Origin of the sequence: Muriicola sp. SD30 (assembly GCF_041205185.1) — a bacterium.
Lineage (GTDB): Bacteria > Bacteroidota > Bacteroidia > Flavobacteriales > Flavobacteriaceae > Muriicola.
In genome coordinates this window covers 719,540-733,395 of the sequence record NZ_JBGEWB010000002.1, presented here as the reverse complement: position 1 = coordinate 733,395, position 13,856 = coordinate 719,540, and the positions used below count along the sequence as shown (strand labels likewise).

The 13,856-nt window shown below is 43.1% G+C and carries 9 protein-coding genes; 4 read left to right on the top strand and 5 right to left on the bottom strand.

Features of this window, described 5'->3' with window-relative positions:
* The first annotated feature begins 77 nt into the window (after positions 1–77).
* Together AB8P51_RS08375 and AB8P51_RS08370 are read left to right on the top strand one after the other, a co-directional pair.
* Positions 78–653: a C40 family peptidase gene (locus tag AB8P51_RS08375; protein WP_369748352.1), complete on the top strand. Its 576-nt coding sequence runs from the start codon at positions 78–80 to the stop codon at positions 651–653.
* Complete coding sequence (locus AB8P51_RS08370) at positions 643–2,676, top strand: ComEC/Rec2 family competence protein (RefSeq protein ID WP_369748351.1); 2,034 nt, start codon at positions 643–645, stop codon at positions 2,674–2,676. The genes AB8P51_RS08375 and AB8P51_RS08370 overlap by 11 nt, the downstream gene beginning before the upstream one ends.
* A gap of 7 nt (positions 2,677–2,683) precedes the next feature.
* On the opposite strand, the gene AB8P51_RS08365 is transcribed toward AB8P51_RS08370, so the two are convergent.
* From AB8P51_RS08365 to AB8P51_RS08350, 4 genes are all read right to left on the bottom strand, one after another.
* On the bottom strand, positions 2,684–4,462 hold the full coding sequence (locus AB8P51_RS08365; protein WP_369748350.1) for a peptide MFS transporter: 1,779 nt from the start codon (positions 4,460–4,462) through the stop codon (positions 2,684–2,686).
* 91 nt (positions 4,463–4,553) lie between these two features.
* Positions 4,554–5,552, bottom strand: a complete 999-nt coding sequence (locus tag AB8P51_RS08360; protein ID WP_369748349.1) for a DUF3667 domain-containing protein — start codon at positions 5,550–5,552, stop codon at positions 4,554–4,556.
* A 118-nt stretch (positions 5,553–5,670) separates the two neighbouring features.
* Complete coding sequence (locus AB8P51_RS08355) at positions 5,671–7,056, bottom strand: peptide MFS transporter (protein WP_369748348.1); 1,386 nt, start codon at positions 7,054–7,056, stop codon at positions 5,671–5,673.
* Between the two features lie 18 nt (positions 7,057–7,074).
* A complete protein-coding gene (locus AB8P51_RS08350) occupies positions 7,075–9,237 on the bottom strand; it encodes a S9 family peptidase (RefSeq protein WP_369748347.1) in 2,163 nt (720 codons plus the stop codon).
* 199 nt (positions 9,238–9,436) lie between these two features.
* Here AB8P51_RS08350 and AB8P51_RS08345 point away from each other — a divergent pair, with 199 nt between their 5' ends.
* Together AB8P51_RS08345 and AB8P51_RS08340 are read left to right on the top strand one after the other, a co-directional pair.
* Positions 9,437–10,759, top strand: a complete 1,323-nt coding sequence (locus AB8P51_RS08345; RefSeq protein ID WP_369748346.1) for a hydroxymethylglutaryl-CoA reductase, degradative — start codon at positions 9,437–9,439, stop codon at positions 10,757–10,759.
* Positions 10,760–11,674, top strand: coding sequence for a GYDIA family GHMP kinase (locus AB8P51_RS08340; RefSeq protein ID WP_369748345.1), 915 nt, complete (start codon positions 10,760–10,762; stop codon positions 11,672–11,674). It abuts the gene before it with no gap.
* A gap of 47 nt (positions 11,675–11,721) precedes the next feature.
* Here the strand turns inward: AB8P51_RS08340 and AB8P51_RS08335 are convergent, their stop codons facing one another.
* Positions 11,722–13,842, bottom strand: coding sequence for a peptidylprolyl isomerase (locus tag AB8P51_RS08335; protein ID WP_369748344.1), 2,121 nt, complete (start codon positions 13,840–13,842; stop codon positions 11,722–11,724).
* Positions 13,843–13,856 lie beyond the last annotated feature (14 nt).

The following is a 13,856-nucleotide window of genomic DNA, read 5'->3' as shown; positions in this document are numbered from 1 at the left end:
AGAACTACGTCAGACTGAAGCCTGACTTCAGAATTAATCATTAATTTTGATGGAAGCCCGATCCTATCGCAAAGATCATGTTTAAAAAATTCATTATCACGTCTCTCTGTCTTGGGGTTGTTTCCTGTGGAGTTGTTAAAAAGAAAACTACCTACGGCAGTAAGAGAACGGTTACTGTGGCAGCTTCAGAATTACCCGGCGAAATTGATAGCGATTCCATTTCTGACATCAAAAGTGACGAAAAGGTCATTGAAAGCGAGATCAGTCTCAATCGATCTGAAGAGATCATCAATACCGCCCTCACCTTTACAGGGGTGAAATACAAGTATGGCGGCACAACGCGAAAGGGTATGGATTGCTCCGGGCTATTGTACGTATCTTTTCTCGAACATGATATCTATCTCCCAAGGGTGTCATACTATATGGCAAATGAAGGTAAAAAAATTAAGCTCGATGAAGTCAGTAAGGGCGACCTCCTTTTTTTTACCACTTCTAAGCGCCGGAAAAGAATAAATCACGTGGGATTGGTGGTGGCTGTTGATGGGGAAGACATCAGATTTATCCACTCTACCACTTCCCGGGGAGTGATTGTTTCTTCCCTTAAAGAAGGCTATTGGAATTACGCCTTTGTAAAAGCCACCCGTGTCTTATGAGATGAAACCCCTGGAATTTATCTCAGTAAAGTTTAGCATTGGCCTGCTTCTGGGAATTAGCTGTGGCTGGTTATTTCCCATTCCTCAAGAACTGGCCATTCTCCTATCAACAATTTGTTTGGTTATTACTTCGCTCTTTTTTCTATTTGAAAACTACCGTAAGGGAATATATTTTGGAATTGCCGCATTTCTGAGTTTCATTTCACTTGGGATCGTTGCTATTACATTGGCACAACCGAAACTTTCAGCTCACCATTATTCACGTGACTACAACCAGGATAATGGATTTTGGATTCTTGAACTCAGGGAAGTGCTCAAGCCTACGAATTTCAACAGGCGATATATCTTCCAAGTACATGCTTTAAACGATTCTGCCAGAAGTGGTTTGATCCTGGGCAGTATTCAAAAAGAAGACAAGATTTCGGATCTCAAGGTGGACAACCACCTGCTGTATTACGGAAAAGTACATCCCATTTCACCTCCCTTAAATCCTTACCAATTTGCCTATGATTCGTACATGGAAAGCAAAGGAGTTTATGACCAGATCTACCTTAATCCGGAAAATTCAATTCAGCTAAAAACCACAGGAAAAAGCCTGAAGGGATGGGCAGCTCAAATACAACTTCATATTAAAAAAGAACTATCCTCTACACCTTTGGGCGTTAAAGAGCAGGGAGTTCTCAGAGCCATCCTTCTGGGGCAAAGAAATGATCTCGATCCTGAGGTGTACCGGAGCTACAAAGATGCAGGTGCCGTTCATATACTTGCCGTTTCGGGTTTGCACATTGGAATTTTATTATTAATTATCCGGTTTTTCTTAAAGCCGTTGATGTCTTCCTACTTCGGAAGGAGCACCTCAATGATTGTTACGCTGCTGATTCTATGGGTATATGCTTTGTTTACCGGTGTCTCACCCTCTGTAGTCAGGGCTGTGGCTATGTTTAGTTTTATAACCTATGCCCTGTACCTCAAAAGGCCTACCTCAGCTATAAATATCCTGGCCCTTTCATTTTTAGCCATTTTATTGATTCAACCTAAATTCCTGTTCCAGGTTGGGTTCCAGTTAAGCTATGCCGCTGTATTTACAATTGGTTGGATATATCCCCTGCTCATTCGATTCTGGAGGCCGCGAAATAGATTCATTAAGCGTCTATGGAAATTATTTGCGGTAAGCCTATCTGCACAACTGGGTGTACTTCCTCTCTGTTTGTATTACTTTCATCAATTCCCGGGAGCTTTTCTTGTTTCCTCAATGCTGATTATCCCCTTCCTGGGAATCCTCCTGGGCCTGGGGATACTGCTCGTCCTGCTGGCGAGTTTAAAGTCACTGCCCGATTCCCTCGCCCTTGTCTATAACCAAATGATCAGAACCATGAATGAATTAATCGGATACATTGCTTCTCAGGAAAACTTTATTATTCGGCAAATTCCTATGGACAGACCCGGACTGGTCCTGTTATCTGTCATTATTATCCTCCTCGTCTTAAGCCTCCAAAAGAAGAAGTTTGTCTATCTGTGTTTCCTGGGAATAGCAATTGCCGGATTTCAGGTATGGAATTTATACCTGCTACATCAGAACAGGCAAAAAAATGAAGTTATGATTCTGCATCAAGTGGCCAGCACAGCCATTCTCTATCAAAATGGAGATGTTCTTTACGTGATGACCAATGACTCGATGAGAATAAAAACCCTGGTTGAAAATTTTGAGTTGAATCGGCGAATACAATCCACAAGATCAATTCCTGTTCCAAATTCATTTTATTTAGGTCAGGATCAATGGATTCTATTAGACAGTTCAGGGATACTTCCTCCGGTACGGAAAAATATCAAGGGATTAATTTTAACACAATCCCCCAGAATTCACCTGGGACGAATTCTCGAGCAGAGTTGTCCTGACAGAATAATTGCAGATGGCAGTAATTATGCTGATGACATCAGGCGCTGGAGACGTAGCTGTCAGATCTATGGAATTCCGTTTTATTCCACTGCAGAGATGGGAGCCCTGTCGCTTGGGCAATTGTAAAAAATGGTTAACGAATACCGTGCATCATCCGTTTCAGAGGTCGGTTCAATACAATTGAAATACCCCCGAGGGCAATACAGAGAATGGTAAAGATCAGGAAGAAACTACTCAGGGAGTAGGTAGCCGTGATCTCGTCAATCATTCCTCCAAGTGTTCCTGCCAATTTCTGTCCGATAGCTATCGCCAGATACCAGATTCCGAACATAAAGCCAATCATCCGTGGCGGAACTAATTTACTCAGATAGGACAGTCCGACCGGAGAAACACACAATTCACCCATGGTGATCAGGAGATAGGCAAGTATCAAGTAGATCATACTTACTGAAGCTGTGGCTGCCCCCTGAGGGATACTCAGGGTTCCAAAGACCAGTACTGCAAACCCCAATCCTTGTAGTATGAGTCCGATACCGTACTTATGAGCTGCACTCGGGTTGTATTTGCTCTCCCACCAACGGGAAAATAATGGAGCCAGGGTAATAATAAAAAAGGAGTTCAAAATGGCAAACCAGCTGGCCTCTACTTCATTTCCTTCCTGAGCAAATTTCTCATATAGACGGAATATTAAAAGCCCCCAGATACCTATAAAAGCTATGCCTAAAAAAATGTTTGAGAAGGGAATCCTGGAGTAGGTCTTTTTGAAAAGCAAATACAGCACCCAGGTAATGATCATCATCGGTACCGTTGTAAGAAGGGCATCGACGATTTTGAAGATTAGGGATGCAGAACCGGTTAGTGTCCTGTCTGTATAGTCCCTGGCAAAAATAGTCATAGTACCCAGATTTTGCTCAAAGGTGGCAAAGAAGATCACCGTAAATATCCCAAAAATAGACACAGCGAAAATCCTGTTCCGTACAAGCCTGGTATACCTTAAAGTCCGACTAATGATCAGGATCAGAAAAATAAACAGGGCCAAGAGAACAGTGACAATAGATCCATCTAAAACATCTTCTGAAAACGGCAATTGCAAAGTAAAATCGAGGAAGTTGATATTTTCAATCTTGGATAGCGGATCATTAAATAAATACATCAGACCTCCTAATGAAGACAGTATTATAAGGACATAATCAAATTTGGTAAAAGGATTGAGCTTTTCTTCTATTTCCTGTTCCTGTATTTCCGAAGGATCGAATACTTCTGATGCCTTCAATGGCTTATCCCCTATTTTGCCGAAAAGGCTACCTGCGAGCCAGAATTGCAGCATGCCGAAGAACATAAATATCCCAGCGAGGCCAAAGCCCCATGCCCAGCCGTAGTTCTCAGCCAGATATCCACAAAGCATCATCCCGAAAAAAGCCCCGGCATTAACACCCATATAGAAAATTGTATAGGCCCCATCCTTTTTGGATTCCTTGCCACGATACATTTCTGAAATTACCGAGGTGATATTCGGCTTAAAAAACCCTGTTCCGATTACCAGCAAAGCCAGACCTGCGTAGAGACTCCAGACGGTTTCCAGGGCCATACAGGCGTGACCCAAAGTCATTACTGCACATCCTATGATGATCGCCTTTTTATAACCAATAAGCTTATCAGCTACATACCCACCCAGAATAGGTGTCAGGTATAAGAGAGAGGCATAGGTACCAATGAGTGCCAGGGCATGTTCTCTTGGCCATTCCCAGCCAGGATTACTGTCAAGGATAGGCGCAGTAAGAAACAATACCAGTAGTACACGCATTCCGTAAAAGGAAAAACGCTCCCACATCTCGGTGAAGAAAAGCACAAAAAGGCCTGCGGGGTGCCCCAAAACTTTATCCTTAAACAGGTTTTCGATATCGGTGTTCATTGATCTATTGTTGGTTAATAACTATGGTTGTTTTTGGATACTTTAAATAACAATATAATCCTTTTAATCCTTGTATTTAAAATTAGAAATACTATTTAGGTATCAGGGTTTGTGATTTAATATTCAGAGAATCATTATTGGTTAAGGTGACCGGAACATCATGTTTCAAGCCGTTCCTTTGTATACTCAATAAAATCGTTTCTCCGGATTCAAATTTTGTTATTTGGCTTTTAAAATTTATCCTGCTGGTTTTTTCTCCATTAACGCTCAGTATTGTATCACCCTTCATAATACCGGCTAACCAAGCCGGACCATTAACCAATACGGAATCTACTTGTAGCGGAGTTTCTGAAGCTGAAAACAGACTTTCATTATATATGTCCTTTTCCTCAGGTATAGCGGGTATAATTCCAATTTTGGTGTCTGGATTTTGAAATATTGAATTCATTATTGCAACTTGAGCTATGCTGGTTACCAAAAAAGCGATAAACACTATCAGCATGGTTAAACTTGTTTTTAAAAATGAATTTGTGAGCAATGATTTGGTTCCCCAAAATAAGTAGGAGAACACTAATATTAGACCAACCAGAACTTTTATTCCACTATATATGAATCCAATATGACCGCTAAGGAAATAGAAGAACAATCCCCCAAAATCGATTATTATGATTACAACAATCGTGATATGTGCATACCAGTAAACCGAAACAACAAGGTATTCTAAGAAATTATATTCTTTTTTTCGATTAAACAGAAAAAGAACAATTGCAGAGGCTAGGATAAAACATATTGCTACTAAATAGTTGAGAACCTGTTCTTCAAGATCAGTTCTCGATAACATTGTTTCCGAGGGACCAAACTTGTCAGTCAAAAAAGATGCAAGTAATGAAAGAGAAATGGCTAAAAGTAAATATTTAATGGGATTGACCAATTTCCTTTCTCCACTCAAATACCTTTTTAAGCTAGAACCTGGTCTTAAGGTAAGTTCTTTAAATGTAAACCACCAACCCTCTCTAAGATCAAACGCCTCCTGGAAAGTATGCGATAAGCTTTTTACTGAAATTTTTTTAGTATCTGATTTTTTATTCATGGTAGGTTTAATCATTCAAAAGGCAGACAAAACATACAATCTACACTACCATTATCAATATTGTCCTTGAATAGATTTGCTATGTCAGGGTTCATTCCTGCTGATTTGGGTGTTATACTTAGGCTTCCTCTGGGCCGATTACGTGTTCATCATCCTCAGCCCCATGGGTGAGTGCCTCCAGCTTCTTCCTGAATAACATGACCAGGAAGCCAAATATGATACAAAAGACAGCAATCCCGGTAAACACCGCAAATTCACCAAATTCAGAGGCCGATTCCCCAAGCAGGCCTGCCAGCTTGTTGCCGAAACCAGTCATAGCGAAGTAGATTCCCATCATAAAGGAAGCGTATTTCAGGGGAGCCAGTTTGGTGATATAGGAAAGGGCCACCGGCGAGATGCACAGTTCACCCACCGTGTGAAAAAGGTATGCAAGTACCAGCCAGTACATGGCTGAGGCACCTTCGTTGTTGAATTCAACCGCCGCGGCAGACATAAAAAAGAAACCAGTTCCCATGATGATCAGACCCAGAATCATTTTAAAGAGACCGGTAGAAAGTTTCCCCTTGAGCTTTCTCCGCGCCCAGTATCCAGCCACCGAAGTACCAAGGAAAATGATAAACATGGCGTTGAGCGACTGGAACCAGGAGGCCGGGATCTCATTGCCGATAAAGGGCAGGGAAAATGACAGAATCCGGTCTGTCTTTTCGGAGGCGTAAATATTCATCAGACCTCCGGCCTGTTCAAAGGCACCCCAGAAAATGATGACCAGAGCAAAGGAAATAAAGAGGACGATCACTCTGTCTTTTTCAACTTTGGTCAGCGGTCTTTTCATCGCCTCTTTTTCAACGTTATCCTCAGAGGCTCCCAGGAAGTTCCCCACGTGTTTCAGGTATTTCTGTCCCAACAAATACTGCAGCAGGCCAAGGGCCATCCCGATACCAGCTAGCCCGAATCCGTAATGCCAGCCGTAGACCTCCCCTACCGTTCCCACGATCAGACTGGAGAGAAAGGCTCCAATGTTGATCCCGATATAGAAAATGGTAAACCCTTTATCTCTGCGGATGTCGCCTTGCTTGTAGAGGCCGCCTACCATGGTGGAAATATTCGGTTTCAGCATTCCCACACCTGCAATAATGAACCCAAGACCTGCATAAAAAGCCCACATCTGTTCTATGGCCAGTACGCTGTGCCCTATCACCAGCAAGATACCACCGTAGAGGACTGACTTCTTCTGCCCCAGGAACTTGTCGGCGATCCAACCACCTGGTATGGAGGCAACGTAGACCAGCATGGTGTACCAGCCGTAGAGGGCAAGAGCCTCTCCGTTCGTCCAGCCCAGGCCAGGGTTATCCTCTGTGGTTTTTGCCACCAGGTAGAGGACTAGGATGGCACGCATACCGTAGTAGGAAAACCGCTCCCACATTTCGGTGAAGAACAGGATATACAGGCCCACAGGATGACCGAAAAGCTGTTTTTGAGTAGGTAGTTTCGTTGTCGTTGCCATAATGATTGCTCGGTTTGTTTATAGATTGTCTTTTATGAAATTGGTCATTTTGCCGTAAAGTTGTAGTCGGGTATTTCCCCCACTTATTCCATGACTTTTATCGGGATAAATGGCCCAGTCGAATTGCTTATTTGCCTGTACCAGTTCTTCGATCATCCTCATGGTATTCTGCACGTGCACGTTGTCGTCCCCCGAACCATGGATCAGCAAATAGTCTCCTTTAAGCATAGAAGGATAGGTAAGAGGACTGTTGTCATCGTAGCCATTTGGGTTTTCCTGGGGTGTGCTCATATAGCGTTCGGTATACACGGTGTCATAAAACCTCCAGCTGGTAACCGGTGCTACGGCAATTGCCAGTTCGAAAGTATCGTTCCCCTGCAAAATACAATTAGAAGACATAAATCCGCCATAGCTCCAACCCCATATCCCGGTACGATCTTCGTCTATCCAGGAATATTCACTCAGCTTTTTCGCTACGGAGATCTGGTCTTCTACTTCGTATTTCCCAAGTTCCTTATAGGTCATTTTCTTAAAGTCTCTTCCTTTGTAGCCAGTTCCCCGTCCGTCGACACAGGCGACCACAATTCCTTCCTGGGCGAGCATTTGATGCCAGTAGTCATTACTTCCCCACCAGCGATTCGCTACCTGTTGTGATCCCGGACCACTGTACTGGAACAATAACAACGGATACTTCTTTCCCGGGTCAAAATCGGCGGGTTTAATCATCCACATATTTAGGTCATAGCCGTTGATATTAATCGTTGAAAATTCCTTGGGGCTTGTTTTGTAGTTCTTCAAGAGTTCGGCGATTGAAGAATTGTCCCGAATGTCCTTTATTTTCAATCCATCTGTAGCCCTGTGCAAGGTATACCTGTATGGTGTTTCCACACTTGAATAGGTGTTGATAAAATAGGAGAAATCCGTGCTGAATGCTGCACTATGAGTACCCATTTCTTCGGTTAGCTTTCTTTTATTTTTCCCGTTAATTCCTATTCTGTATACATCGCGGTTGATCGACCCATTCTCCGTACTCTGATAGAAGATTGCTTTCTTTTTGGGATCGTATCCGTAATAGCTGGTCACTTCCCATGGTCCTGAGGTCAGTTGCTGCCTGATACTGGCTTCTGGCTTGTAGTGATAAATATGGTTATATCCGTCCTGCTCGCTGGTCCAGATAAAACTGTCATCTTCCAGAAAAGTGAGGTCGTTGGTGATATCTATATAGGCCTTGTCGCGCTCCTCGAGCAAAAGGGATACCACCCCGTCTGGAGCCTCAACTGTGTACATCCTCAAGTGGTTCTGCGCACGGTTCAGAGTTTGTACGCTCAGTTCATCAGGATTCTGTTTCCAGAGCAACCTGGGTATGTAGTATGCCTCCGGAAGGGGGACTTCCTTCAGGTCGGTACTCGCCAGATCATAAAGATGAAGCGTGACCTTGGAGTTCTCCTCCCCTGCCTTGGGGTATTTAAATCGGTTTTGGGAAGGATAAAGTTCCTCCCCGTAAATATCCATTGAAAATTCAGGTACCGCCCTTTCATCAAAGCGCAGGAAAGCGATTCGGGTCCCGTCTGAGTTCCAGTCGAATGCCCGTACAAAACCAAATTCTTCTTCATACACCCAGTCTGTTACCCCGTTGATGATAGCGTTGGCCCTCCCATCCTCTGTAATCCGGGTGGTTGCCCCCGATGAGAGATCAAAAATATGAAGGTCATTTTCAAATACGTAGGCGACCTTTGATCCATCAGGCGAAAGCTCTGGGGACATGATTTTGTTATCCGATATTTTTATAACTGTCTTAGCGGAAGTATCATACACATAATATATTCCCCTTCGTGAGCGTCGGTAGATTTTTTCTATCTCCGTGGCCAGCAGGATGACAGACTCGTCCTTACTAAAAGTGTATGAGCTGAAATAGGGCACTCCATTTTCCGGCGAAGAGCTGAGAATGGTAGTTGTGCTTTCCAGAGTTTCATAAGCGTACTTTTCAATACTACTTTCCCCTCTGGCCTTATCCAGATTGAGAATACTAAAGTGTTGGCCGTCGTTCATCGACCTGAGTTCCTGGAGGCCCTGGGTAGTAAATTTACCTCCCCAGATCTCTTCGAGAGTAATTTTTTGTTGTTGTGTAAATACCAGAGTAGATGCTGTAAGGAAAATAAACAGCAGGAGGGAATTTTTCATTCGATAGTTTTGTTCAGATTCAAACCCTCAAGTTTACTAATATTTTCCCTAAAAAAATAACTTTCTGCCCGCCAATTGCTATTTCAATCGGTCATAAAACAGCTTATAAGTCCTTTGTATTTCCCGAATGTTTATCCCCCGGAGGAGCAGCTGAGGTTAAGGCAATATTACTATCTTTGAAGCCATATACCCTTTTAAAATGCCCTTACCCATCGAAGGTTTTTCCAAGCTGTCTAAAGATGAAAAAATACGCTGGATAGCCGAGCAGTATACCGAGGACCCCGAAGCGAGTATTTCCCTGATCAAAAAGTATTGGAATGACGACAGGAAATTACAACAACTGCACGATGAATTTATCGAAAATACCCTCACCAATTACTACTTACCATTGGGTATCGCCCCCAATTTTCTAATTGACGGGGAGCTTTATGCGATCCCCATGGCTATAGAGGAAAGTTCTGTAGTGGCTGCCGCAAGTAAAGCAGCAAAATTCTGGTTAACCAGAGGGGGTTTTAAGACTTCAGTACTTGGTACAGAAAAAATTGGACAGGTACACTTTATGTACCGGGGAAACAAAGCCCGATTAGAAAAGTTTTTCGACGCCATAAAACCAAAATTTTACAAAGAAACAGCCGCAATTACCAAAAATATGGTCGCCCGTGGCGGTGGTATCAGGAATATTGAACTAAGAGACAAAACCCTTGATCTGAAGGACTATTTTCAGTTGCACTGCTCTTTTGATACCCTCGATGCCATGGGTGCCAACTTTATTAACTCCTGTCTGGAACAATTCGCCAAAACACTTCAGAAGGAGGCCGGTGCATCCACTATCCTGCAGAATACTGAGAAGGATATTGAAGTTGTTATGAGTATTCTCTCCAACTATGTGCCCCAATGTCTGGTAAGAGCCGAAGTAAGCTGTAATGTAGACGACCTTGGGTCTGACATGGGTGTCAGTGCCATGGAATTTGCAGAAAAAATGGTAAGAGCCGTTTCCATTGCCAATGTGGAACCCCATCGAGCCGTAACTCATAACAAAGGGATTATGAACGGAATTGATGCTGTGGTACTCGCCACCGGGAATGATTTCAGAGCAGTTGAGGCAGGTATTCACGCATATGCATCCCGACAAGGATCGTATAAAAGCCTTACACAGGCCCGCATTGAAAACGGGGAATTTCATTTTTGGATTGAAATACCCCTTGCCCTGGGTACGGTTGGCGGCCTCACAAGTCTTCATCCCCTGGTGAAACTGGCACTGGAAATTTTACAAAAACCCAATGCAAAACAACTTATGGGTATTGTGGCTGTAGCCGGACTGGCTCAGAATTTTGCGGCGGTACAATCCCTTGTAACAACCGGAATACAACAAGGGCATATGAAGATGCATCTTTTAAATATACTCAATCAGATGAACGCTTCTGAAGGAGAGAAAAAACAATTAGTTGAATATTTTAAAAAACACAGTGCCACCCACCACGCTGTTGTAGAAGCTTTGGACCAACTAAGAGGAAAATCTTAAATGAGTAAGGCATACAGAAGTAATGGAAAACTTTTACTCACCGGAGAATACGCAGTTCTCGATGGTGCCCTGGCACTTGGCCTCCCAACAAGACAGGGGCAGGAATTGCTGATTGAACCGGGCAAAAATAAAGGGCTTCAATGGAAAAGTATTGATGTTGAGCAAAACATCTGGTTTGAAACCACTTTCGAACTTGCAGAATTCGAAGCAGACGCCCCTGTAACAAAAGGTTCTGATATCCGCCATACTTTATTGAGTCTGCTGAGAGAGGCCGTCCGCCTTAAACCTGAATTCCTGGAAGCTCTTAAAGGCACACAGGCTACAACCAAACTTGAATTTCCAAGAAATTGGGGCTTGGGCAGTTCTTCAACCCTTATCAATAATATAGCCCAATGGGCCGAAGTAGATGCTTATTCCTTGCTATGGAATGCATTTTCAGGGAGTGGTTATGATATCGCCTGTGCGCAAAACAATAAGCCGCTGATCTATAAAGTCCTCAATAAAAATCCGGAAGTTGAACTAATCGATTACAATCCTCCCTTCAGAAAAAACCTATATTTTGTTCACCTCAACCGAAAGCAAAACAGCAGGGCTGCCATTTCACACTATAGAAAGAATGTGGCTAATCAACAGGGATTTATAGCTCAGATCTCCGAAATCACAAAGGCAGTTGCGGCTTGTACAGAGTTAGATGCCCTTAGTTCCTTATTGCTGGAACATGAAGAACTACTGTCGGATGCGCTTCAAATTCAAAGGATTCAGGATCAACTATTTCCGGATTTTGATGGTGTTGTAAAAAGTCTCGGGGCCTGGGGAGGTGATTTTGTCCTGGCCATCGGAAATGGTACTATTCCTTCGTATTTTAATAAAAAGGGGTATCAGACTATTTTACCCTTTGACGATCTGGTTCCATAAAAAAGCCCCGGTAAATACCGGGGCTTTTTCACATTTAATTTCTTCTTTTAATAGAACACAGACCGATTATCCTCGATATCTGCTTTTTCTTTTAAGGCTTCAACCAGACTGTTAGTTACCCTGGCGGCGTTGGAAGCCTGAAGGTTATTGGCATAGGTAACGTAATTGTCAAGCGCAGGTGCTTCTTCTTTATTCGTGACCTCGAACATAAACACTCCTGATTCCCCTGAAATTAAGCTGGATGTTTTTCCAACTTCCATAGAAAATGCAGTACCCACTATCAGAGGTTCTCTTCCTGCACCAGGTATGGTAGGCGATTTTACGGTCAATGCTGTGGCATTGGAAACTGTAGTAGCATAGGCTGCAGCAATTTCCGACATGGATTTACCAGCATTTTCGGCTTTGATTTTCTCTGCCTTTTTCTTTTTGCGAAGGATAGGTAGAACGGTTACTGAAGCATCTTCAACATCCATCAGGCCTTTTTTGTATGTCGCGGTTAGCTGTACCACCGCATATCCGTTATTCACATCAAATCGCCTGATGTCTCCTAGTTCTGTATCCTCACTAAAAGCCCACTGAACAATTCTTCTCTGAGCACCCAGGCCTGGAAGATTTTCATCCATAGCATTGAGTCGGTTAACCGGTCTCACCACATAGTCATTCTCCTGAGCAACCTCACTTAGGCTTTTATCAGAATCTACTGCCGTCATTTCAAATTTAGTGGCGTCGGTAAACAAGGCATTTATCGTTTCATCCGAAGGCTGTATGTCTCTTGTAAGTGTGGCCAGTTGAACCAAGTCACGCTTTTCATCAACCTTTACAATATGAAAACCAAATTCGGTTTCCACGAGACCAATATGGCCTACCGGATTTCCAAAGGCAAAGTCATTGAACTTAGGAGTCATTACTCCCTCCTGAAAGAATCCGAGATCTCCACCTCGTGGTCCGGATGGTCCATCCGAGTTATCTCGTGCCAGCTGGGCAAATACGGCATCTTGTTTCTGGGCTTCCTCTAAAACATCCTCAGCTTTTTGTCTTGCTTCTTCCTTTGAACGTGTTACTTCAGGATTGGCTCGTTCAGCACCTGCATAAGTGATTAAAATATGGCTGGCTTTTACAGATCCGTTTGGTTTTTTAGCCATCATTCTGGAAACCTTAAAGACGTCACCGTCTCTGTAAGGACCATACAACTCCCCTGGCGTTAATTCGAAAAGGGCGTCGGCAAATTGTGTCGGTAATTCTGATTTTGCCTTAAAGATACTGTCGTACTTAGCATCCGAATTTCGATCCAGAAATGCATTTACATCCTTAGTATTCCTGAAACCGGGAATAGTTTCAGTGGTATCCCTGTCTTCAAAATATTCCACACTATCATCCAACAAAGCGGTAATAGCCGCTTCTGTTGCATCTATATCCTCATCAGAAGGTCCTTCTTCAAAATATACAAACTGAATGTCGCGGGATTTTTCCTGTGTATATTTTTTCTCGTTCTCTTTAATATACGCCTCAATCTCATTTCTCGTCACTGTGATAGTGCTGTCAGGAATAGAAGAATAAGGAACACGGACGTATCTGATATCGACTTTGTCGTTCGCTAATTTGTAATCTAATTCTCCTTCTTTCAAAGTTGCGCCCATACCGGCCCGAACCAGATTGAAGTATACCTGTTGCTTGGCGCTTTCAACAATGGCTTGTTCGTCCTGTAACCAATCCTCATACTGGCTTGGGGCATTAATTTTTAATTCCAGGATAAAATCCCTGAACTTTCTTTCATCAAACTGCCCGTTTTCATCAGCAAATTGAGGATTCTGTGCCAGGCCCGGGCTACTTTTAATCACCTCGATAATCTGGTCTTGTTCTATGTCGATTCCCAGTGCTTCAATCTGTTGATCGAGCAGGGTATTCCGTTCTACCTGATTCCAGATACTATTGACCAGCTGCATGGACGAAGCCGATTGCCCACTGGTTCTAGTGGCTCTTTCCAGTTTTTGCCTGAAAGCGTCTATTGATATTTCTTCCCCGTTGATCTCACCTACTGAAGACCCAACCTTTCCTCCGGAAAATCCATCACTGGTGAAAATTCCCGAAATCACAAATGCAAATAATGCCATTCCTATGATCAGGATCAAAACAGTGGTTCGTTTCCGAATATTCTCTAAAATTGCCATTTATCTAGATTGTT